Raw genomic sequence first — 22,277 nt, forward strand, 5'->3', positions numbered from 1 at the left:
TTTCAAACCGCTTTAAATGTTACCGCAAACATTCGCAAGTTTCTTATGCCCATGCAGAATATTTTACCTTTTCCAAACAGTCAAAACGCTTTGAATATAGTATGTACCAACCTAAGCCCCGACCCGAAATCGAGACAGGGCCAATCCCGCACTTCCCCGCCGGTTCTTTCGCAATCTGATCTGGATCATGTCGCAGAACCTCTGCCCTGCATAAATCTTTGGCGAGAGAAACCCGCCGCAGCCCGTCGGGAAACCGGAGATCGCCCCATGAGACTCACCACCCGCACCAACCTCGCCATGCGCACCCTGATGTTCTGTGCCGTCAACCCGGAGCGGATCGTCCGCAAGCACGAAGTGGCCGAAGCCTGCGCCGCATCCGAAAACCACCTCGCGCAGGTGATCCATCTCTTGGCGCAGAAAGGTTTCCTGCGCACGATCCGTGGCAGATCGGGCGGCCTGATGCTGGGCCGCGCCGCCGACAAGATCACCGTGGGCGAGGTTTTTCGCGATTTCGAGGCCGTTCTGCCCTTCACCGAATGTTTCGCAGGCCATGAAAACAACTGCCCCCTCGCCGGGGCTTGCCGCTTGAAATGTGTGCTGGCCGACGCGCTCAAGGCCTTCTACGCCGAACTCGACCGCGTCACCGTGGCCGATCTCGTGGCAGGCAATGACGACCTGCAAGCCCTGCTTCACGTCGCCTAACCTGACCGAGGGTCGAAAAGCGGGGGCCGAAAAATTTTCCCGAAAATTTTTCCCCCCCGGCGCCTTCCAGGCGCCGCGAAAATTTTTCGTACGAAAAATTTTCCGCCCTTTGCCAGCCGAAAATTTTTCGCGGAAAAATTTTCGGCTTCGCTCACGCTCCCCAGGTCCGGCGCAGCACCGAAAGCCAGTTGCCCCAAGCAAGCTTGCCGATCAGCGCCTCGTCATAGCCATGCGCCCGCAGCGCCGCGATCAGGCGCGGCAGGCCCGCCGCGTCGGTGATCCCATCGGGCACGGTCGCCCCGTCGAAATCCGACCCGAAGCCCACATGATCCTCGCCCAGCCGCGCGATCAGATGGTCCAGATGGCGCAGCACTGCTTCCCATCCCATCGCCGGGTCACGCCGCCCATCGGGCCGCAGAAAGACAGTGGCAAAGTTCAGCCCCACCATCCCCCCGCTGTCGCGGATCATGTCCAACTGCCGATCCGTCAGATTGCGCGACGAGGGCGTGATGGCATGGGCATTGGAATGGGTGGCGACCAGCGGCGCATCCGACAGCCGCGCCACATCGTCAAAACCCTTTTCGTTCAGATGGCTCAGATCGATCAGGATGCCCAAACCGTTGCATTCCTTCACCAGCCGCTTGCCCGCATCGGTCAAGCCCGGCCCAGTATCGGGCGAAGAGGGAAAGGCGAAGGGGACGCCATGGCCAAAGGCGGTTGGCCTGCTCCATACCGGGCCAAGCGACCGCAGCCCCATCGCATGAAAGGCATAGAGCGCGTCGCAGCCCGGATCGATGGCCTCGGCCCCTTCCATATGCATCACGCCCGCGATCGCGCCCGCCGCCCGCGCCGCCTCGATCTCTGCTGCTGTGCGACACAGCCGGAACGCCCCCTCCGACGCCCGCTCCATCCACATCAGCTGCGCCGCAAGATCCAAAGCCACCGCCTGACTGTCGCGCAGGGGAAGCGCCGCAGGCAAAGGCAGCGCATAGGGCGGACGGTCCATCAAGGCCTCCACCCCCAGATCGTCCTCCTCCATGGGCGACGGGATATAAATCGCGAACATCCCCCCCGCAAAACCACCCGCCTTCATACGCGGCAGATCAAGATGCCCCTTCCCCTCGCCCAATAGCCAGATCGCCTCGCGCGCTTCGGGTTGCATCAGGATGCGGTAAAGGATGTCGTTATGGCCGTCGAAAACGGCAATCGGGTCGGTCATGGCGGGCTCCCTTCAACGCGGCCAGATTGGCACGCCGCGCAGACGGCTTGAAGCCCCCGCAAGGTCGGCCTCACACCCCGCTTAATCGCAACAGCCGCCCTCGCTGCGCCCTTCTGCCAGCCCCGTCAAAATCGGGCAATCCGGCCTGTGGTCGCCTGCACAACTGTCCACCAGATCGCGCAAGGTGGCCTGCATTGCGCGCAATTCGGCGATCTTGCCCTCCATGTCGCGCAGATGCGCCTCGGCCAAGGCTTTGACATCCGCACTGGCCCTTTCGCGATCCTCATACAGCGCCAAGAGCTTGCGGCACTCTTCGATGGTGAACCCCAACCCCCGCGCCCGCCCCAGGAAGGACAACTTGTGCAGGTCGCTTTCGCGGAAGGCACGATAGCCATTCGCGCCCCGCAAGGGCCGGATCAGCCCGATCTCTTCGTAATAGCGGATGGTCTTGGCCGGAAGGCCCGCGCGCTCGGCCACCTGACTGATATTCATCCCCGTACCCCCCGCACAGAACGCAAGCGCAAGGCATTGCCCAAAACAAAGACCGAAGACAGCGCCATCGCCCCCGCTGCCAGCATCGGCGAAAGCTGTGGCCCGCCGAAGGGCACCAGAAGCCCTGCCGCCACCGGGATCAACGCCGCATTATAGCCAAAGGCCCAAGTCAGGTTCTGCCGGATGTTGCGCATCGTGGCGCGGCTTATGCGGATCGCATCCACCACCGCCAGCGGATCGCCCGCCATCAGCACCACATCCCCCGCCTCGATCGCCACATCCGTGCCGGTTCCCATCGCGAGCCCTACCTCAGCCGCCGCCAGCGCGGGCGCGTCATTGATCCCGTCGCCCACAAAGGCCACGCCGTCGCCCATGGCGCGCACGGCATCGCCCTTGCCTGCAGGCAGGATGCCGGCCTGCACATCATCCACCCCAAGCGCCGCCGCGATGGCCCCCGCCGTCACCGTATTGTCGCCCGTCACCATGGCAACGCGCAGGCCCATCTCGCGCAAGGCCCGCAGGGCCGCCACCGATCCGGGCTTCACCGGATCGGCCACCGCGATCAGACTGCGCGCCGCCTGCCCCTCGCCCACGAAGAGGATACCCTTCCCCTCAGCCGCCAGCCGCGCCGCATCCACCGCAAGATCGCCCGGCACATCGGCAAACATCCGCTGCGACCCGACCGCCACCATGCGCCCGCCGACCTGCGCCCTTGCGCCATAGCCCGGCACCGCCTCAAACCCCTCGGCCACCGGAACCGCCAGCCCTCGCGCCGCTGCCTCGGCCAGCACGGCCCCCGCCAAGGGATGCTCCGACCCCGCCTCCACCGCCGCCGCCTCGGCCAATAGGTCCGCGCCGAGGATATCGCTGACCACAGGCCGCCCGGCGGTCAAGGTCCCCGTCTTGTCGAAGGCCACCACGCGCACCGATGCCAGACGTTGCAGCGCCTCGCCCCGACGAAACAGCACGCCCAGTTCCGCACCGCGCCCGGTGCCCACAAGAATAGAGACCGGCGTCGCCAACCCCATCGCGCAGGGGCAGGCGATGATCAGGACCGACACCCCCGCCACCAGCGCCGCTGCCACCCCCTGCCCCGCGATCATCCAGCCTGCAAAGGCCAGAACCGCAATCCCCATCACCACCGGCACGAACCACAGCGTCACCCGGTCCACCACCGCCTGCACCGGCAGCTTGGTGCCCTGCGCCTCTTCCACCATGGCGACGATCCGCGACAGCACGGTCGCCGCCCCCACGGCCCGCACCTCCACGACCAAGGCCCCGGTCCCGTTCACTGTGCCCCCGGTCACCGCATCGCCCGTCCCTTTGGCCACCGGCACCGGCTCTCCGGTCAACATTGCCTCATCCACCGCCGAAGCGCCTGAAACCACCACGCCATCCACCGCCACCCGCTCGCCGGGTCGCACCAGAACCCGCATCCCCGGCACAAGGGCGGCGACCGGAACCTCGGTCCCGTCCTCCAGCCGCGCCTGACGCGGCTGCATCCCCACCAACCGCGCGATGGCCGCCCCCGCCCGCCCACGCGCCCGCGCCTCAAGGAACCGGCCCAGCAGGATCAACACCACGATCACCGCCGCCGCCTCGAAATAGACCGCGCGCGACGCCTCTGGCACCAAAGCAGGCGCAAAGGTCACGACCGTCGAATAGGCAAAGGCCGCGCCGGTCCCCACCGCCACCAGCGCGTTCATGTCGGGGCTGCCCCGCAAAAGCGCGGGAATGCCCTTTGCAAAGAACCGCCGCCCCGGCCCGATCAGAACCGCCGCCACCAACAGGAACTGCGCCCCCCACAGCGCCTGCATGGGGATCAGGCCCATCACCCAATGATGGAAGGCAGGCACCAGATGCCCCCCCATTTCCACCACAAAGACCGGGGCCGTCAGCACTGCCGCGATCAGCGTGTCCCGCGCCAAACGCTGCTGTTCGGCCACCGGATCATGTGGCGCGGCCTGTTCGATGGGCGATGCCGCATAGCCAGCCTTGGTCACAGCCGCGGCCAGCGCTTCGGCATCCGCGCCGCCTTCGAACAGCGTCACCGTCGCGCGGCGCAGCGCCAGATTGGCCACCGCCTCTTTCACACCGGGTTGCGCGCGCAATACCCGCTCCACCCGGCCCGTGCAGGCGGCGCAGGTCATCCCCTCCACCCCCAGAACCACCGTGACTTCACGCGCCGGATAGCCCGCCTTGGCCAAGGCCGCCGCCAGATCGGCCGGTTTCGCCGGGGCCGCATAGGCGATATCCGCCGTCTCGGTCGAAAGGTTCACCGTGGCCCGCGCCACCCCCGGCTGCGCCATCAGCACCCGCTCGGCGCGCAAAACGCATGAGGCGCAGGTCATCCCCTCCAGCCGCAGGCGCAGGCTGCGATCCGCAACGGGGGCGGCAGGGTTCGGGGCAGCGGAAAGGGAAAGCGCGGCATCGGTCATGGATATCTCCTTGCCTCAGCCAAGGTAATCCTTCCCGTCACGGGAAGGTCAAGGCCCTCTCAAAACGAAAACTGCGACAGGAAGACCCGCCCCCGCGGCCCAGCCTCCTCTTGACCTTCCCGCAACTGGAAGCCTCATATCCCCTGCATCATCTTTGGCCGCATATAGGAACCCGCATCATGACCACGCTTTCGATCCCCGACATGACCTGCGGCCATTGCAAGGCCTCGGTCGAATCGGCCCTTGCCGCCTTGGGCGATGCAGGCACGGTCAGCGTGGACCTTGCCGCCAAGACAGCCACCGCCACCGGCCCCGCCACGTCCGCGCGCCTGCTAAAGGCGCTGGATGAGGTGGGATTTCCCGCAACCGTGATCGGTTAGGCCCTTTTCCACCCCCCACCACCTGTTGCATCCGTCGCACACTGTGGATAACTCGTCGTAAATTCGTCATATCCCAGACTTGCCGCAGCCGATTTCAGCGCTCAAGTAAAGGAAAGGGCGAAAACCGGGCATAACAGGACGCAAACAGGATCATGGCCAAGAAACCCACCCCCACGCAGCAGCAAGGGGGCACCGCTGCCCCGCAGCAGCAACAGGACCAGACGCAGGGCACAACCCAGCAGCAAGGGTCCGCCCCGATCTTCAAAGACTGGGCCTCGATCTGACCCAAGACGGACCGAAGGCCTTCTCTTTATACGGGGTCAGCCGTTAGGCTGGCCCCGTTTCCATTTCCGGCGGTCCCCCATGCCCACACCCGTCTCCTCCATCCGCAATCTCGGCCCCGCGACCGAGGCCGCCTTCGCCAAGGCAGGCATCCATTCCGCAGAAGAGGTGCAGGCCCTTGGCCCTGATGAGGCCTATCGCCGCCTGATCCAATCCGGCACCGCGCCGCATTTCATCGGCTATTACGTCCTCGTCATGGGCCTGCAAGGCCGCCCATGGAACGATTGTCAGGGGGATGAGAAAAAGGCCCTCCGCGCCCGCTTCGACGCGATCAAGGCCAGCACAACGCAAAAGGGCCGCTCCGAATTGGAAGCGGCCCTCGATATGCTTGGCGTCATCGAACGCCGCTGAACCAGATTTCTTCGAAGAAATTTGGTCCTCAGCCGACCAGTTCGAGGCCCGAGAAGAAGAAGGCGATCTCGCGCGCGGCCGAGGCCTCGCTGTCCGACCCGTGGACCGAGTTTTCGCCCTTCGACAGCGCAAACTCCTTGCGGATCGTGCCATCAGCAGCAGCGGCCGGATCGGTCGCGCCCATCACTTCGCGGTTCTTCGCAATGGCACCTTCGCCTTCCAGAACCTGCACCACCACCGGCTCCGACGCCATGAAGGCGCACAGTTCGCCATAGAACCCGCGCTCCTTATGCTCGGCATAGAAGGCACCGGCTTGCGCGGGCGTCAGGTGGATGCGCTTCGAGGCGACGACGCGCAGCCCCGCCTCTTCGAATTTGGCAACGATCTTGCCGGTCAGGTTGCGCTTCGTCGCATCGGGCTTGATGATCGACAGGGTGCGTTCGATGGCCATGTCAGGCGTCTCCGTATCTGGGGCGCGCGGACTGCCCGCCGCGCCGGAATTCTCATGCGCGGCGCTCCTAGCACGCGTCTATGACGAAGGAAAGTCGCCACGACCGACCGTTGCGCGAAGGGCGCCACCACCGTGCGCTGCGTGCCCACAGTTTGCGGCACAAAAGGCGGCACAAAACAGGGCACAGAGGTTGCTGTCCCTCCCCACTCCCCCGTTGACGCCCCGCCCCCCTTCGGGCAAGCCCTGTCGCATCATGCTGAAGATCGAAGACATCACCTATTCCGTTGAAGGCCGCCCCCTTTTCGAAGGCGCCTCCGCCACCATTCCCACCGGCCACAAGGTCGGCCTCGTGGGCCGCAACGGCGCCGGAAAAACCACGCTTTTCAGACTGATACGCGGCGAACTTGCGCTTGAGGGCGGAACCATCTCGCTGCCCTCCCGCGCCCGCATCGGGGGCGTGGCGCAAGAGGTGCCGTCGTCGGAAACCTCGCTCCTCGACACCGTCCTTCAGGCTGATGAGGAACGCACCGCCCTTCTGGCCGAATCCACCACCGCCACCGACCCCACCCGCATCGCCGATATCCAATCCCGCCTGACAGACATCGACGCCTGGTCGGCCGAAGGCCGCGCCTCCAGCATTCTCAAGGGCTTAGGCTTCGACACCGCCCAGCAGGCCATGCCTTGCTCTGCCTTTTCCGGCGGCTGGCGGATGCGCGTGGCGCTGGCGGGCGTCCTCTTTTCGCAGCCCGATCTGCTGCTTCTGGACGAACCGACCAACTACCTTGATCTGGAAGGCGCGCTCTGGCTGGAAAGCTATCTGCAAAAATACCCCCATACCGTCCTGATCATCAGCCATGACCGCGGCCTTCTGAACCGCGCGGTGGGTGGCATCCTGCATCTGGACAACCGGAAACTTACTTATTGGTCAGGCCCTTACGACCAATTCGCCCGCCAGATGGCCGAACGCCGCGCCGTTCAAGCGGCCGAGGCGAAAAAGCAAGAGGCGCGGCGCGCGCATCTGCAATCCTTCGTTGACCGCTTCAAGGCAAAAGCATCCAAGGCCACGCAGGCGCAAAGCCGGGTGAAGATGCTGGAAAAGATGACGCCCATCACCGCCCCGGAAGAGGCAAAGCGCGTGGCCTTCACCTTCCCCGCGCCCGAAGAGCTTGCCCCCCCCATCATAAACCTCGACGGGGCCGCCGTGGGCTATGGCGGCCCGCCCATCCTGCGGAAGCTTTCGCTCCGCATCGATCAGGACGACCGCATCGCCCTTCTGGGCCGCAATGGCGAAGGGAAATCGACGCTTTCGAAACTGCTGGCAGGCAAGCTGACCGCGCAGGAGGGACGCATCCAGCGGTCTTCCAAACTGCGCATCGGCTATTTCGCCCAGCATCAGGTCGATGAACTGCATATCGACGAAACGCCCCTTCAACACGTGCAACGCTTGCGCCCAGAAGAGGGGCAGGCCAAGAACCGCGCGCGTCTGGCGGGATTCGGCCTGATGGCCGAACAGGCCGAAACCGTGGTGGGTCGCCTGTCCGGCGGGCAGAAGGCGCGGCTGTCGCTTCTCCTCGCCACCATCGACGCCCCCCATCTTCTGATCCTCGACGAACCGACCAACCACCTTGATATCGAAAGCCGCGAAGCGCTGGTCGAGGCGCTGACCGAATATTCCGGCGCCGTCATCCTTGTCAGCCATGACATGCATCTTCTGTCGCTGGTGGCAGATCGCCTTTGGCTGGTCAAAGGCGGGGCTGTGACCCCTTTCACCGAAGATCTGGAAGCCTATCGCAAGCTGCTTCTTTCGGGCGAGGAAGAGGTGAAGAACTCCCCAAAACCCATTGAAAAACCAAAGAAAGCCAGCCGAGACGAAATCCTTGCCCTGCGCGCCGAGGTGCGCAAATGCGAAGATCGCATCGCCAAGCTGGAAGAGATGCATCAAAAGCTTTCGGCCAAACTCGCCGACCCTGCCCTTTACGATGATGCGAAGATTCACGAACTGGAAAGCTGGAACCGCAAATTCGCCGAATGCGAAGAGGCGATGGCACGGGCCGAGTCGCTCTGGATCGACGCGCAGGAACGGCTCGACATGGCCGAGGCGGGTTGAAACCGTCCATTCCTAAACAGATTGTGAACTGCCTTCCGCCGTCTGAAACGGTATTCGATGATCGAAAGGCCGCCCGACAAATCCCGTTGGCGGAACGAAAAGATGCTCACCAGACGCCATTTCATCCTGACTTCTGCGGCGCTTTTCTCGCCCGCGATCACCGCACCCTTCGCCAGCCCCGCCAGCGCCCAATCCGCGCAATGGGCGGCATGGGATGCCGAGGTGACGCCCCCGAATTACGATCCTGCAACGTCAAACCCATGGGGTCTGCATCCCCGCCTTCTGCCCACGCGGGTCGAGGCGAAGGATGGCCTGCGCCCCGGCGATATCCATGTTGATGCCATCGCCCGCTACCTTTACCACATCCAGCCCGACGGCACCGCGATGCGCTATGGCGTGGCCATCGGGCGCGGCGGGCTTTATGAGCCCGGCCTTTTCACCATCCAGCGCAAGGCGAAATGGCCGCGCTGGACGCCCACGGCGAACATGATCGCCCGCGAACCCGAAATTTACGCCCAATATGCCGACGGCATGCCCCCCGGCCCCGGCAATGCGCTGGGGGCGCGGGCGCTGTACCTCTATAAGGGCGGGCGCGACACGATGCTGCGCATCCATGGCACGCCCCTGCCCCGCTCCATCGGCTGGCGCGCCTCATCGGGCTGCGTGCGCATGGTCATGGCCCATATCATCGGACTTTACGATCAGGTCGATACGGGCGTGAACGCTTGGCTTTACCCGGCGGAAGACAGCATCACCGCCGCCACCTGACCGGTCTCACCCTTCGCTTGCCGCACAGATCGGCCGCCCCTCCGGCGTCCGAAGCGGCAGAAGCGTGCGCTCCACCTGCCCGTCATGCTCGTACCAATAGCAATTGTCCTCGGGCACCAACCGCGCCGTGGCAAGGTTCTGCCAAGGGGCCGCCACCGCCACCACCTGTTCCGGCAGGGGCGGCAATTCCCCCTCGGCCCCCGACGTGGACACACAGGCCGATAGGGCAAGGATGGCAGGCAGGCAGAGGATCGGCTTCATCACGGCTCTCTTCTAGGGAACGACGGTCAGATGCACATTGGCAACCCTTCGCCGCCGGTTCAATCACCCGAAACCCCGGCACACGGCCCCGTGATCGACCAAGTCCACCGACAGATGACATGCCGGACCGTTTCGCCTAAGGTCCAGAAGCGGAAGAAGAAAGCGCAGGCATCCCGATGGCCATCACCTTGAAAGAGGTCGCAGAACGCGCGGGCGTCTCGCGCGCGGCCGTGTCGCGCAGCTTCACCGAAGGGGCCTCTGTCTCGGCCAAGACCCGCGCCAAGGTGATGCAGGCCGCCACCGAACTGGGCTATTCCCCCAATATGCTGGCCCGCAGCCTGACGACACGGCGCACGCAATTGGTGGGGCTGGTGTCAAACAACTTCCACAACCCCGCCTTCTTGCAAATCTTCGATCTTTTCACCCGCGCGCTTCAGGATCGCGGCCTGCGCCCGCTGCTCGTGAACCTGTCGGATGAAACCGATCCCGACCGTTCGGTGCAACTCTTGCGACAATATTCCGTGGATGGGGTCATCGTCGCCTCATCCCACCTGCCGGATGGTTTCGCCACGGGCTTTCGGGCTGCGGGCATCCCGGTTGTCCATGCCTTTGGCCGCGCCACAGCGACACCATCCGTCGATGTCGTGGCCATCGACAATATCGCCGCGGGCCGGATGGTGGCCGAAACCCTGATGTCGCGCGGCTATCGCAGCCTTGGCTTTCTGGGCGGGCCTTCGCAAGCCTCGACCACGGAAGACCGCCTTCACGGATTTACAACGGCCGCCCAAGCCGGAGGGGCGCATGTCACCGCCCATTTCGCGGGTGCCTACAGCTTTGACGCAGGCCGCGCGGCGATGCAGTCCCTCCTGCCCGACACAAGGCCCGAGGCGTGGTTCTGCGCTGATGATGTCCTCTCTATCGGGGCGATGTCGGCCCTGCGCGATGCAGGGCTTGCCATCCCCGAAGACATTGGCCTGATCGGCCTGAACGACATGGAAATGTCAGCTTGGGCGAATATCGCCCTGACCACCGTCCATCAACCCTTTGCCGATATCGTGACCGCCTCGGTCGACCTCATCGTCGACCGTTTCACGCAGGCCGACCGCGCGCCCGACCTGCGTCTTTTCCCCTGCCATATCGTGGAACGGGCGACCCTGCGCCCGCCACGTTAGCGGAACAGCGCCGGCCGCGCGTCCACCCATGCCCCTTCGGCCTTGGCCGAGGCGACGGCCGCATGGATCGCCGCGATGGACCGCAACCCATCCTCCGCCGTAGGGAACAGCGTCACCGCCGGGTCCGGTTGCCGCCCCGCGCCCCGCGCCAGCAGGCTTTCGGCCAGATCGCGGTAGATATTGCCAAACGCCAAGGGCATCCCCTCGGCATGGCCCACCGTCACCCGGCTGGCCCGATCCGCTTCCGGCGACAGGTTGCCCTCGCCCCGCTCGATCACCTGCAACCGCTGGCCCAAGGGCATGTAATATAATTGGTTCGGCTGCTCCTGCGCCCAGCGCAGCCCCCCCGTCTCGCCAAAGACCTGAATCGTCAGCCCGTGCTGCCGCCCGATGGCGACAGACGATGTCCAAAGCCGCCCCACCGCGCCGCCATCCATGCGGAAGTTGACCATCGCGTCATCCTCCAGCACACGGCTCGGCAGGCACGAGGCAAAGTCGGAAGACAGCCGCGCCACGTCTTGCCCCGTCACGAAGGATGCCATGTGCAGCGCGTGGATGCCGCAATCGGCAAATTGTGCCGAAACCCCTGCCTGCGCCGGGTCATAGCGCCAGCGCACGCGCGGATTGTCGGCATCGGCGGCATTGGCATGGTGGCCATGGGCAAACTCTGCCACCACCAGACGCACCTTGCCGATATCGCCCCGCGCCACCATTGCCCGCATGTGGCGCACCAGCGCATAGCCCGTATAGCCGTAATTCACCGCGCAGATGCACCCCATCCGCCGCGCCGTCAGGACAAGGTCCTCTGCCTCGGCCTCGGTCACCGTCATGGGCTTTTCGCACAGCACATGGATGCCCGCCTCAAGGAAGGCCTTCGAAATCTCGTAATGCGTGGCGTTTGGCGTGGCGACGGTCACAAGATCGATCTTGTCCGCGCGTCCCCGTTCGCCTTCCAGCATCTCGCGCCAGTCACCATAGGCGCGGTCGGCTGCCACCCCCAATTCCTGCGCAAAGGCACGCCCCGCCGCAGGATCGGCGTCCAAGGCCCCGGCGACGAACGCGAAATGCCCGTCCAGACCCGCCGCAATCCGATGCGCGGGCCCGATCTGGCTGCCCTTGCCGCCGCCGATCATCCCCCAGTTCAAGCGTTTCATCCGCTTCGCTCCCTAAAACCCTATGGATGAAAGATATTCGCGGTTGGCCCGCGCATCATCGACCGGCGATGTCGGCCCCGCCGGATCACAATCCTGCTCGACCGTGCACCAGCCTTCGAAACCGGCATCCAGCAGGATCTGCCGCACGGCACGGAAATCGACATCCCCCTTGCCCAGATTGCAGAAGATGCCTTCCGCGCAGGCATCATAGAACCCCGTCCGCGCCGCCACGGCGCGCGCCTTCACCACCGGGTCGATATCCTTGAAATGCATATAGGAAATCCGTCCCACATGCCGCTTCATGAAAGCCACGGGGTCGTAGCCTGCATAGGAATGGTGGCCCGTGTCGAAACAGATCTTCAGAAGGCTTTCGTCGATCTCGTCCAGCAACCTCTCCAATTCCGGCTCGAAATCGATGAAGCCCGCCGCATGGGCATGGATGCCCACCGTCAGCCCATGATCCGCCCCGAGCTGCGCCACGCGGCGGAAACGGTCCACGAACCCCGCCCATTCCTCTGGCCCCATCTGCTCGGCCTCTGCCGCCCGCCCCGCTGTCGGCGCACGGCGCGGAGAGATGGAGTCGATCAGAACCAGATGCCGCGCCCCATGCGCCACCAGCGCCTTGCAGGTGCGTTGGGATGCATCCCAAACCTCCTCCCATGCCGCCGCATCATGGAAGGGCCGGAACACCACCCCCCCGATCAGTGTCAGCCCATGTTCTGCCAGCCCCTCGCCCAGTTCCATCGGGTCCTCGGGCATGAATCCGATGGGGCCAAGCTCGATCCCCCGATAGCCCGCCGCCGCCGCCTCGGCCAGAACACGCCGCCATGGCGGGTTCCGCGGGTCGTCTGCGAATTCCACGCCCCAAGAACAGGGCGCATTGCCGATGCGGATCATTCCATCCCCCTAGAGTTCTACCCAAGCACCCGACGAAGCCGAGTCCCACGCCGCCGCGATCACACGGTTCACCTCCATCCCGTCGCGGAAGGTGGGCCAGATGGCCTGCCCAGTCGCGATGGCCGAAAGGAAATCCCGCGCCTCGATGATGATCTGGTCCTGATAGCCGGTCCCATGACCCGGACCTAGGCAGAAGGCGCGGTAATCGGGATGCTCCGGCCCCGTCAGGATCTTGCGGAACCCGCGCAAGGCTTCCGGCCCCTCGGCCTTATACAGCCAAAGCGCATTCTGATCTTCCTGATCGAACCGGATCGCGCCCTTTGTTCCCACGATTTCATAGGCATAGCCCATCTTCCGCCCCTGCGCGACGCGCGAAAAGGACAGATGCCCCATAGCGCCATTCGCGAAACGGCACATGAACTGCCCGATATCATCGTTGATAACGCGCCCCTCTGCCCCCGGCCTGTTGGGGTAAACCGTCCCCACATCCGCCGAAAGCCGCGCAATCGGCCCAATAAGCGCCAACGCCGCGTTGATCATATGGGGTGCTAGGTCCCCCATCGTGCCATTCGCTGCGCCAAAATTCCGCCATGTCGCGGGGCGTGCGCCGTCGGCATCGAAATCCTCGGTATGCTCGCCGCGAAACCAGGTCACATCCCCGATCTCGCCCCCCGCGACCAAGGCACGGGCGAATTGCGAGGCAGGCGTCCGGATATAGTTGAACCCCACCATATTCGCCACACCCGCCGCCTCGGCCGCCGCCACCATGGCGCGGCTGTCGGCAAGGTCCGCCCCCAGCGGTTTTTCACAAAAGACGGGCTTTCCCGCCGCAAAGGCGGCCTCGGCAATCGCGCGATGGGTTTCCTGCGGCGAGGCGATCACCACCGCCTCCACCGCTGGATCGGCCACCAGCACCCGCCAATCCGCCGTTCCACGCGCAAATCCATAGGCCGCGCGATAGCGTTCGGCAGACGCGTCCGAGGTCGCACAGACCATCTCAAGCCGTGGCCGAAGGGTCGTGCCAAAGACCGCGCCCACCGCCGCCATCGCCACCGCATGGGCCTTGCCCATATAGCCGCCGCCGATGATCCCGATGCCGATCTCGCGCATCGCGCCCCCCTTCCCGGCCCGTGCTGGAATAAATTGCAACCGGTTGCAAAATGCGTATCCTGAACCCCGAACCTGCGTCAATCGCATTCCCGATCCAGAGTAGCAGAAAGCCCGCCAATGCACGCCCCCTTGCAGCGCATGACGCTCAACCGATTTGCGGTGCTTGGCCGGGTGGGGATGGACCTGATGGCCGATCCTCCCGGCACTTCGATCGAAGAGGCCCGCGCCTTCACCACCGCAATTGGCGGATCGGCGGGCAATATCGCCGTGGCGCTGGCCCGTCAGGGGGCAGAGGCGGCCTTGATCTCCTGCATATCGGACGATGCAGTGGGCCGGTTCTGTGCGGCCGACCTGGCCCGCTATGGCGTCGACACCACCCAGCTGCGGCCCGTAAGCGGTGAGGCACGCAATTCCCTCGCGCTCACCGAAACGCGGGCGACCGGATGCCAGACCGTCCTTTATCGGAATGGCGCCGCTGATTTCGCGCTCGCGCCCGAAGACATCGACCGGATCGACTTTACCCCCTTCGCCGCCCTTGTCATCACCGGCACCGCGCTGGCGCGCGACCCATCGCGCAGTGCAACCTTCGCCGCCATCGCCCGGGCGCGGGCTTCAGGCGCGCTGACGGTCCTTGATGTGGATTGGCGCGCCTATAGCTGGCCCTCGCGGCAAGAGGCTGCGGCCACCTGCCTGATGGCCGCGCAGGCTTGCCACATCACCATCGGCAATGATGATGAATGGGGCCTCATGGCCGGAAGCGATGCCGAGGGCCCCACCCTCGCCCATCACCTTGCCACGCAAGGCGCGCTTTTCACGATCTACAAGCGCGGCCCCCTTGGCAGTACGACCCACACCGCCGATCACAGCTTCGACACCCCCATCTTCCCCGTCACCGCCCTGAAACCAACCGGCGCGGGGGATGGGTTCATGGGGGGCCTCCTTGCCGCCCTCGCACAGGGCGCGCCTCTTGAAACCGCCGTCCAGCGCGGCGCGGCGACCGCCGCGATCATCGTGTCGGGGGTTGGCTGTGCCCCCGCCTCGCCCGACCGCGCCACGCTCGACGCCTTCCTCCTTCGCCATCAGGGATAAGAAATGCATATCGCCCCGCATGACAATCAGAACCAACCGATCATCGGGGCCGACCACCCGCTTGTGCCGCTGTGCTATTTCAACATCCTGCGCCTTACGCGCGGGCAAAGCGTGACTTCGCATGTGCCGGGTTATGAGACCTGCATCGTTCCCGCCACCGGCACGGTCGATATCGTCGTGGGCGGCGAAACCTTCCCCGCCATCGGCCTGCGCCGCGAAAACGTCTGGGACGGCGAACCCGAAGGCGTCTATGTCCCGACGGGCATCCCCGCCACGATGACTTGCACCACAGACCGGGCCGAGGTTTTCGTGGCCGGCGCCCGCTGCGACGAGGTCTTTCCCCCCTTCGCCATCCGTGCCGCCGATATCGACCCGGTGCAATACGGATCGGACGACACCAAGACCCACCGCAAGATCAAGCATATCCTTGGCACCAAATACCATGGCCGCGTCGGCCGCCTGCTGGTGTCCGAACTTTACACCGTCGGCGCGGGCGGCTGGTCCGGCTTTCCCAGCCACAAGCATGACACGACGCGCCTGCCGATCGAAACCCGTCATGACGAGGTCTATAACTTCCGCTTCAACCCGCCCCACGGATCAGGCCTGCAGATGCTGCAACGGCAGGATGGGGAACCGGGCGACGCCTATCACATCGTCGACGGCTCCACGATCGCCATCGACAAGGGCTATCACCCCTGCTGCGTCCTGCCGGGATATGAGATGTATTATTTCACCATCCTCGCCGGTGAAACGCAGCGGTCCCTTGTACAATATTTCCAGCCCAGCCATGCCGACCAGATCGAGAAAATCCCCGGCATCAAGGACATGATCGCCAAGTTCAAATGACCCTTGCCACGCTGAAGGACGTCCTGACCCCCTGCTTGACCGATGGCACCGCCGTCGCGGGCCTTGTCGTGCTTGGGTGGGAGGATGCGGTCGCCTTCACCCGCGCGGCCGAGGCACTGGGTCGCCCCGTCATCCTTCAGGCCGGCCCCGGTTGCCGCGCCCATACGCCTCTGCCCGTGCTGGGGGCCATGTTCCGCACGCTGGCCGAAGGGGCATCCGTCCCCGTCGTCGCCCATCTCGACCATGGCGAAGACCTTGCCACCTGCGCCCGCGCCATCGACTGCGGCTTCACCTCTGTCATGTATGACGGCTCGGCCCTTCCTTTGGCTGAAAACATCGCCCGCACCGCCGAAGTCGCGGCGCTGGCCCATGCGGCAGGTGTGTCGATCGAGGCGGAATTGGGCTATGTCGGCTATGCTCAAGGTGCGGCCTCCCACGGCACCGATCCCGATCAGGTTGCCCGCTTCGCGCAGGAAACGGGGGTCGATGCCCTCGCCATCTCCATCGGCAACACCCATCTGATGACCGAGGCGCGGGCAGAGGTCGATATGCCCCGCCTCACCGCCATCATGGCCGCCGCGCCGACCCTGCCCCTGGTCCTGCATGGGGGTTCCGGCCTGCCCCTGCCGCTGCGCCATGCTCTGGCCCGCGACACGACTGTGGCCAAGGTGAATATCGGCACCGAATTGCGCATGGCCTTCGGGCAATCCCTGCGCTCTGCGCTGGCCGCCGATCCGGCTGTCTTTGACCGCAACGCCATCCTGCGCGCCACCATCGGCCCGCTGGAACAGGCCGCGCGGGATGCCATCAGCAGCCTTTGCCCCGCCTGACGGCAGGCCTACGCGCCGCGAATCGTCGCGCATAGGAAACGCCGCGCCGCCAAAGCGGGAACAATCCACAACCCAAGATTGAACCCCCTGCGTCGTCGCCTGTGCCTTGGCGCAACACTTAACGGGCAAAACCGTGATCAAGGCCAAAATGCGGCGAAAAAACTGCATTCCGATGGCGGAAATTTGACCGACCATTGGGTATTAACCATTCTTAAGAACGTGATCCCCTCCGCGCCATCCGCGCTTTCATTTGATGGAGTTCTTCGATGTCTTTCGCCCAATGCACCACAGGCGGCCGCCTTGCCGCTCTGGCCGTGCTGGCCATGCTGCCGATGGCCGCGCAGGCCGAACTTCGCCCCGCCGTCCTGCCCGATGAAATCTGCCTCGTCCTGTCGAACGGCCCGTTCGACGCCAATGTTGCCGCGATCCTGCAGCGTCGGGGCGATTATGCCGATATCCTGCTTCTGGCGGAAAACAACTGCCCGGAACTTGCAGGCACGCTTGTCGGTGCCACCGCGTCAATCCCAACCCGCAGCGCGCCGAACAATGATACCGGTGGTCCAAGCAATGCGCCGACAGTGCCGCCGACGATCATTGTTACCCCCCCTGTCGAAGAAGAACCCGACCTGCCCCCCGATCCCGACCCGGAACCCCCGGAAGAACGTTGCCCCGACCCGGTATGCGATGGTCCGACGACCGTCGATTTTGAAACGGCCCCGGAAGCCTGACCTCAGCCCAATAAGGCCGGAGGGCGCAGCGCGCCCCCGGCCTTAGACCGTTTCTGCCACCCGCCGCGCCCCGAGATGCGCCGCCAGATGCGCCGCATCATGCCAAACACCCCAGATGAAGGGTGACGCCCGCCGCGTCAGCCAAGGCAGACCAAGGAAACACAGGCCCGGCACTTCGGTGATCCCCTTGTCATGCCGGGGCCGCCCCTGCGCATCAAAGATGTCGAACCCGATCCAGCCGAAATCCAGCTGATACCCCGTCGCCCAGATCACCGCCGAAATCCCCGCAGCCTTCAGGTCCAAGAACAACACCGGATCGGTCACGCAGGCGGGCATCGGCTCCATCACCCGCGCCTCCGGCTCTTCTGGCAGGTCAAGTCCCTCGCGCGCCGCATGGGCATCGGCCTCGTCCAGCACCGACAGGTAATTGGCATCCCCCCGCGCGATGGTTTCGGCAAGATCGGGCGCAAAGGACAGCCGCCCTGCGTCATAACCCATCGTCCGCCCCACAAGTTGCATCCCCCGGTTGCCAAAGGCGCGGAAATCCACCGTATGGCCACCCTGCGCGCCGCTGACGGCAATCGTCACATGCTCCATCCCCGGCGTCTGCGCACGGGCATCCCATTTGCCCAAGGCCCCCAGCCACCAGACGAAATCCCGGCCCCGATAGGCGCGCGGCGGGCGGTCATGCGGCCCGACCGAAAGCCAGACCTCGCGCCCCGACCGCAATAGTTCATCCGCGATCTGGCTGCCCGACGATCCCGCCCCGATCACCAGCACGGCACCCTCCGGCAACTGCCCGGGATTGCGGTAATGGTTGGAATGGATCTGCATCACACCCGCGCTTTCGGGGATCATCGCGGGAAAGACGGGCTTCTGAAACGGCCCCGTCGCCACGACCACATTCGCCGCCTCGATCACGCCATCCTTCGTTTCCGCACGGAACCCGCCCGCAGGCGCCGCCCTCAGCGCCGTCACCTCCACCCCGCAGCGGATGGGGGCGTCGATCTCTGCCGCAAACTCCTCGAAATAGCGCACGATCCGGTCTTTCGTGGCAAAGCTGTCGGGGTCGATATCGCCAAAGGTCGCCGCCGGAAAACGGTCATGCCAAGCCGGACCATTGGCAACCAGCGAATCCCACCGCTCCGTCCGCCAGCGTTCGGCGATGCGCGCCCGCTCCAGCACCAGATGGGGCCGCCCTGCGGCGCGCAGATGCGCGCTCATGGCCAGCCCCGCCTGCCCGCCGCCGATCACCAAGGTCTCGACCGTCTCGACCGCCATCGCGCGCCCTCCTCTCCCACAGCTCATGCCAAAGCTGTAGGCAAGACCGACCCTTGCCGAAACACGCAATTCCTTCGCCACGGCTTAGGCCGAACCTAAGCCCTTAGCGTTCGCCCCGCCGATAGGGCTGCATCAGCGCCTCTGGCACCCGTGCCCGTCGCGCCACAAGGATCAACGCCACGATGGACAGGACATAGGGCGCCATCAGGAACAGCTGGTAAGGCACGCCCTCCACCACCGTTTGCAGGCGCAATTGAAACGCATCAAACAGCGCGAACAAAAGTGCCCCCAGCAGCGCCTTGCCCGGCCGCCACGAGGCAAACACCACCAGCGCGATGCAGATCCATCCCCGCCCCTGCACCATGGTCGGGAAGAAGCTGTTGAAGGCCGCCGTCGTCAGGAAGGCCCCGCCCAGCGCCATCAGCCCCGATCCCACCATCACCGCCCAGATGCGGATGCGCATCGGATTAAGCCCCTGCGCCTCCACCGCATGCGGGTTCTCACCCGTCATCCGCAGCGCCAAACCCGCAGGCGTCCGGTTCAGGAACCAAGCCACCAGCACGACCATAATCAGCGCCACATAGGTGGGCGGCATCTGGGTAAAGACCGCCTCGCCCAGAAAGGGGATCGACGACAGACCCGGCACCGCCAGCGGCTGAAAGGGTTGAATGGTGGGCGGCAGATCACCCACCTCCACCCATAACCGATAAAGGTAATAGGCCAGCGCCGACGCCAAAAGCGTGATCCCCAGACCCGACACATGCTGCGACAGGCCCAAGGGCACCGTCAGCATCGCATGCAGCCAGCCCATCGCCATTCCCGCCAGCACCGCCACCGCCAGCCCCAGCCAAAGATCACCGCCCCAGAACACCGTCAACCAACCGACCATGGCCCCGAGCGTCATGATCCCCTCGATCCCAAGGTTCAAAACCCCGGCCCTCTCGCAGATCAGCGCGCCCAGCACGCCAAAGATCAGCGGCGTCGCGATCCGCAGCACTGCGGCCCAAAGGCTTGCCGTTGTCAGAATATCCAAGGCTTCTGTCATGTCCGCACCCGATAGGTTGCAAAAAGCAGCGCCACCAGCATCGATAAAAGCGCCACCGCCATGATCACATCCGCGATGAAGGACGGCACGCCCGTCGCCCGGCTCATTGCATCGGCCCCCACAAAGATCGTGGCGACGAAGACCGAGGCCGCCACCACCCCCGCCGGATGCAACGCCGCCAGCATGGCCACCACGATCCCGGCATAGCCGAACCCCGGCGACAGGGTGGTCGTGACATAGCCCACCGGACCCAGCACCTCGATCGCGCCTGCAAGCCCGGCAAGCCCCCCAGACAGCACCGCCACCTTGGCCAGCGTCGCCGTAATCGGCACGCCCGCAAAGGCTGCGGCCTGCGGGTTCAGGCCCGCCGCCCGCGTCTCGGCCCCGAACACCGTCCGCGCCTGCACCAGCCAGATGATCCCCGCCACGATCACCGCCAGCACCAGCCCCACATGCAACCGCGACCGTGGCACCAGATCAGGCAACCGCAACCGTGCCGCGACCGGCACCGATTGCGGCCAGCCAAAGGCCATCGGGTCCTTCAGCACCCCCTCCACCATCAGCCCCACGAACAAAAGCGCCACGAAATTGAGAAGCAGCGTCGTCACCACCTCATCCACCCCAAAGCGCAGCCGCAACAGCGCCGGGATCAACAGCAGCACCGCCCCTGCCGCCATTGCGCCGCCTGCGATCACCGCCCAAGCGGCAGGCAGGGGCATGCCCACCACCACCGAATGGCCCAGCGCCGCCGCCGCCAGCGCCCCCATGTAGAACTGCCCTTCCCCCCCGATGTTCCACAGCCGCGCCCGGAAGGCGACCGCCGCCGCCAGCCCCGTCAGGATCAGGGGCGAGGCCCGCGTCAGCGTCTCGGTCACCGCCAGACGCGATCCAAAGGCCCCGCGCAGCATCTCGGCATAGGCCGTCAAGGGGCTGACCCCCGCCATGGCGATCAACCCTGCGCAAAGGATCAGCGCTGCCAGCACCGCCGCGAGAGGCGCAAGGATCAGCGCCGCAACCGATACCTCGTCCCGCCGCTCAATGCGCATCCTGCGTCCCCCAGACCCCCGCCATCATCAGGCCCAGCTTGCGCGCATCCGCCGCCTCTGCCGCGATGGGGACCGACAGCTTCCCCTTCACGATGGCCTGCAACCGATCCGCCAATCCCACCGCCTCATCCAAATCCTCGGATATCAGCAGGATGGCCGCCCCCTCGGCCCGCGCCTGCAACAATTCCTGATGCACCGCCGCAATGGCCCCCTCATCCAAGCCCCGCGTCGGCTGATTGGCCAAAAGGAACCTCGGCCCCGCCGCCAGATTGCGCCCAAGGATCAGCTTTTGCATATTCCCCCCCGACAGCGCCCTTGTCCGGCTGCGCGGCCCCGCCCCCCGGATGTCGAACCGCTTTATCAGGGCCTCGGCATAATCCATCGCCGCCCGCCGCTTCACAAAACCAAAGCGCGCATAGTCTCGCAGCCGCTCCAGCACCGCGTTTTCCCAGACGGCCAGATCACCCACCACGCCCTGCGCATGGCGGTCCTCCGGCACCCGCCCCAATCCCATCCGCACCGCCTGCCGGGGCGTCATCCGCGCGATATCCCGCCCCTGAAAGCTGATCGTCCCCGCATCGGGCCGCGCCAGCCCCGACAGCACCCGCCCCAGCATCGCCTGCCCATTCCCAGACACGCCGACGATCCCAAGGATCTCCCCCTCGCGCACCTCGAAATCGACGCCGTCCAAGCCCATGCCGCCGCCCCGGCTTGCCCGCAGCCCCCGCGCCACCACCACCGGCGCGCCCGCCGCATGGGCCTGCCGCTTGGGCCGCGCCACGGCCCGCCCCACCATCAACTCGGCCAGTTCTGGCGGGCTTGTCTCTGCCGTCACCCGCTCTGCCACCACCTGCCCTTGACGCAGCACGACAACCCGGTCCGAGGCTCCCATCACCTCATGCAGCTTGTGGCTTATGAACAGGATCGACAGCCCCCCCTTCGCCATCCCCTTCAGGATACGGAACAACTGCTCCGCCTCAGGCCGCGCCAGCACGGCGGTCGGCTCGTCCAAAATCAGAACGCGCGCCTCACGATACAGGGCCTTGAGGATCTCCACCCGCTGCCGTTCGCCCACCGAAAGGTCACCCACCCGCGCCAGAGGGTCCACCGGAAGGCCAAAGGTCCGCGCCAATTCCTCGATCTTGCGGATCGCCCCATCGCGGTTCATCCCCGCCTTCCACAGGGAGTCCGACCCGATCACGATGTTTTCCAGCACGGTCAGATTGCCCGCCAGCGTGAAATGCTGATGCACCATCCCCACGCCTGCCGCGATGGCCGCCTGTGGCCGACCGGGCGGCAAGTTCCGTCCCATCACCCGCACCACCCCCGCATCCGCCGCATAATGGCCGAAAAGGATGTTCATCAGGGTCGTCTTGCCTGCGCCATTCTCCCCCAAAAGGGCCAGCACTTCGCCCTTCCTCAAGGATAAGGTCACATCGTCATTGGCCACCAATGCGCCAAAGCGCTTGCTGATCCCGACCAATTCCAGAACCGGTCCCGAAGCCCCCGCAATCATCCCTGCCCCCCTGTCACCACCCCGACCCTAGCATATCCACGACAATCGCAAC

At 65.2% G+C, this 22,277-nt stretch carries 22 protein-coding genes; 10 read left to right on the plus strand and 12 right to left on the minus strand.

What is annotated here, in order from left to right; all coding sequences use genetic code 11:
- The first annotated feature begins 267 nt into the window (after positions 1–267).
- Positions 268–702, plus strand: coding sequence for an RrF2 family transcriptional regulator (locus QF092_RS05145; protein WP_281468258.1), 435 nt, complete (start codon positions 268–270; stop codon positions 700–702).
- A 151-nt stretch (positions 703–853) separates the two neighbouring features.
- On the opposite strand, the gene QF092_RS05150 is transcribed toward QF092_RS05145, so the two are convergent.
- The 3 genes from QF092_RS05150 to QF092_RS05160 form a co-directional block, all read right to left on the minus strand.
- Complete coding sequence (locus tag QF092_RS05150; protein ID WP_281468260.1) at positions 854–1,921, minus strand: dipeptidase; 1,068 nt, start codon at positions 1,919–1,921, stop codon at positions 854–856.
- A gap of 81 nt (positions 1,922–2,002) precedes the next feature.
- Positions 2,003–2,413, minus strand: coding sequence for a Cu(I)-responsive transcriptional regulator (cueR, locus tag QF092_RS05155; protein ID WP_281468262.1), 411 nt, complete (start codon positions 2,411–2,413; stop codon positions 2,003–2,005).
- The gene (locus QF092_RS05160) at positions 2,410–4,851 is read right to left on the minus strand and encodes a heavy metal translocating P-type ATPase (RefSeq protein WP_281468264.1); all 2,442 of its coding nucleotides are present in this window, start codon (positions 4,849–4,851) and stop codon (positions 2,410–2,412) included. Before QF092_RS05160 ends, cueR begins: the two co-directional genes overlap by 4 nt.
- 179 nt (positions 4,852–5,030) lie before the next feature.
- Between QF092_RS05160 and QF092_RS05165 the strand changes: the two genes are divergently transcribed.
- Positions 5,031–5,231 carry a heavy-metal-associated domain-containing protein gene (locus QF092_RS05165; protein ID WP_281468266.1) on the plus strand — a complete coding sequence of 67 codons (201 nt, stop codon included), beginning with the start codon at positions 5,031–5,033 and terminating at the stop codon, positions 5,229–5,231.
- Between the two features lie 363 nt (positions 5,232–5,594).
- Positions 5,595–5,924 (plus strand): TfoX/Sxy family protein, encoded by a 330-nt coding sequence (locus tag QF092_RS05170; RefSeq protein ID WP_281468268.1) that lies wholly within the window; start codon positions 5,595–5,597, stop codon positions 5,922–5,924.
- A 28-nt stretch (positions 5,925–5,952) separates the two neighbouring features.
- On the opposite strand, the gene ndk is transcribed toward QF092_RS05170, so the two are convergent.
- On the minus strand, positions 5,953–6,375 hold the full coding sequence (ndk, locus tag QF092_RS05175) for a nucleoside-diphosphate kinase (RefSeq protein ID WP_281468269.1): 423 nt from the start codon (positions 6,373–6,375) through the stop codon (positions 5,953–5,955).
- Between the two features lie 253 nt (positions 6,376–6,628).
- Here ndk and QF092_RS05180 point away from each other — a divergent pair, with 253 nt between their 5' ends.
- Both QF092_RS05180 and QF092_RS05185 read left to right on the plus strand, forming a co-directional pair.
- A complete protein-coding gene (locus tag QF092_RS05180) occupies positions 6,629–8,482 on the plus strand; it encodes an ABC-F family ATP-binding cassette domain-containing protein (protein WP_281468271.1) in 1,854 nt (617 codons plus the stop codon).
- Positions 8,483–8,584: 102 nt separating this feature from the next.
- Positions 8,585–9,250: a L,D-transpeptidase gene (locus QF092_RS05185; RefSeq protein ID WP_281468272.1), complete on the plus strand. Its 666-nt coding sequence runs from the start codon at positions 8,585–8,587 to the stop codon at positions 9,248–9,250.
- Between the two features lie 6 nt (positions 9,251–9,256).
- Here the strand turns inward: QF092_RS05185 and QF092_RS05190 are convergent, their stop codons facing one another.
- Positions 9,257–9,511, minus strand: coding sequence for a hypothetical protein (locus QF092_RS05190; protein WP_281468274.1), 255 nt, complete (start codon positions 9,509–9,511; stop codon positions 9,257–9,259).
- A gap of 176 nt (positions 9,512–9,687) precedes the next feature.
- Between QF092_RS05190 and QF092_RS05195 the strand changes: the two genes are divergently transcribed.
- Positions 9,688–10,683: a LacI family DNA-binding transcriptional regulator gene (locus QF092_RS05195; protein WP_281468276.1), complete on the plus strand. Its 996-nt coding sequence runs from the start codon at positions 9,688–9,690 to the stop codon at positions 10,681–10,683.
- Here QF092_RS05195 and QF092_RS05200 read toward each other — a convergent pair.
- Genes QF092_RS05200 through QF092_RS05210 form a run of 3 tightly spaced genes read right to left on the minus strand, consistent with a single transcriptional unit; the run spans position 10,680 to position 13,844 of the window.
- The gene (locus QF092_RS05200) at positions 10,680–11,837 is read right to left on the minus strand and encodes a Gfo/Idh/MocA family protein (RefSeq protein WP_281468278.1); all 1,158 of its coding nucleotides are present in this window, start codon (positions 11,835–11,837) and stop codon (positions 10,680–10,682) included. The two genes, QF092_RS05195 and QF092_RS05200, sit on opposite strands and share 4 nt — an antisense overlap.
- A gap of 12 nt (positions 11,838–11,849) precedes the next feature.
- Positions 11,850–12,734 (minus strand): TIM barrel protein, encoded by an 885-nt coding sequence (locus tag QF092_RS05205; protein ID WP_281468281.1) that lies wholly within the window; start codon positions 12,732–12,734, stop codon positions 11,850–11,852.
- 9 nt (positions 12,735–12,743) lie between these two features.
- Positions 12,744–13,844 (minus strand): Gfo/Idh/MocA family protein, encoded by a 1,101-nt coding sequence (locus QF092_RS05210; protein WP_281468283.1) that lies wholly within the window; start codon positions 13,842–13,844, stop codon positions 12,744–12,746.
- A 138-nt stretch (positions 13,845–13,982) separates the two neighbouring features.
- Here QF092_RS05210 and QF092_RS05215 point away from each other — a divergent pair, with 138 nt between their 5' ends.
- The 4 genes from QF092_RS05215 to QF092_RS05230 all read left to right on the plus strand — a co-directional run bounded on the left by QF092_RS05215 (position 13,983) and on the right by QF092_RS05230 (position 17,337).
- A complete protein-coding gene (locus tag QF092_RS05215) occupies positions 13,983–14,933 on the plus strand; it encodes a PfkB family carbohydrate kinase (RefSeq protein WP_281468285.1) in 951 nt (316 codons plus the stop codon).
- 3 nt (positions 14,934–14,936) lie between these two features.
- Entirely contained in the window at positions 14,937–15,779 is an 843-nt protein-coding gene (locus QF092_RS05220) for a 5-deoxy-glucuronate isomerase (RefSeq protein ID WP_281468286.1), read from the plus strand.
- Positions 15,776–16,609, plus strand: a complete 834-nt coding sequence (locus tag QF092_RS05225) for a class II fructose-bisphosphate aldolase (protein ID WP_281468288.1) — start codon at positions 15,776–15,778, stop codon at positions 16,607–16,609. Before QF092_RS05220 ends, QF092_RS05225 begins: the two co-directional genes overlap by 4 nt.
- Positions 16,610–16,875: 266 nt before the next feature.
- The gene (locus tag QF092_RS05230) at positions 16,876–17,337 is read left to right on the plus strand and encodes a hypothetical protein (RefSeq protein WP_281468290.1); all 462 of its coding nucleotides are present in this window, start codon (positions 16,876–16,878) and stop codon (positions 17,335–17,337) included.
- A 42-nt stretch (positions 17,338–17,379) separates the two neighbouring features.
- Here the strand turns inward: QF092_RS05230 and QF092_RS05235 are convergent, their stop codons facing one another.
- From QF092_RS05235 to QF092_RS05250, 4 genes are all read right to left on the minus strand, one after another.
- A complete protein-coding gene (locus QF092_RS05235; RefSeq protein WP_281468292.1) occupies positions 17,380–18,618 on the minus strand; it encodes a flavin-containing monooxygenase in 1,239 nt (412 codons plus the stop codon).
- 103 nt (positions 18,619–18,721) lie between these two features.
- The gene (locus QF092_RS05240) at positions 18,722–19,663 is read right to left on the minus strand and encodes an ABC transporter permease (RefSeq protein WP_281468294.1); all 942 of its coding nucleotides are present in this window, start codon (positions 19,661–19,663) and stop codon (positions 18,722–18,724) included.
- Positions 19,660–20,709 carry an ABC transporter permease gene (locus QF092_RS05245; protein ID WP_281468296.1) on the minus strand — a complete coding sequence of 350 codons (1,050 nt, stop codon included), beginning with the start codon at positions 20,707–20,709 and terminating at the stop codon, positions 19,660–19,662. The genes QF092_RS05240 and QF092_RS05245 overlap by 4 nt, the downstream gene beginning before the upstream one ends.
- Positions 20,699–22,225: an ABC transporter ATP-binding protein gene (locus QF092_RS05250; protein ID WP_281468298.1), complete on the minus strand. Its 1,527-nt coding sequence runs from the start codon at positions 22,223–22,225 to the stop codon at positions 20,699–20,701. The genes QF092_RS05245 and QF092_RS05250 overlap by 11 nt, the downstream gene beginning before the upstream one ends.
- Between the last annotated feature and the right edge of the window lie 52 nt (positions 22,226–22,277).

It is taken from the genome of Fuscovulum ytuae (assembly GCF_029953595.1).
Lineage (GTDB): Bacteria > Pseudomonadota > Alphaproteobacteria > Rhodobacterales > Rhodobacteraceae > Paragemmobacter > Paragemmobacter ytuae.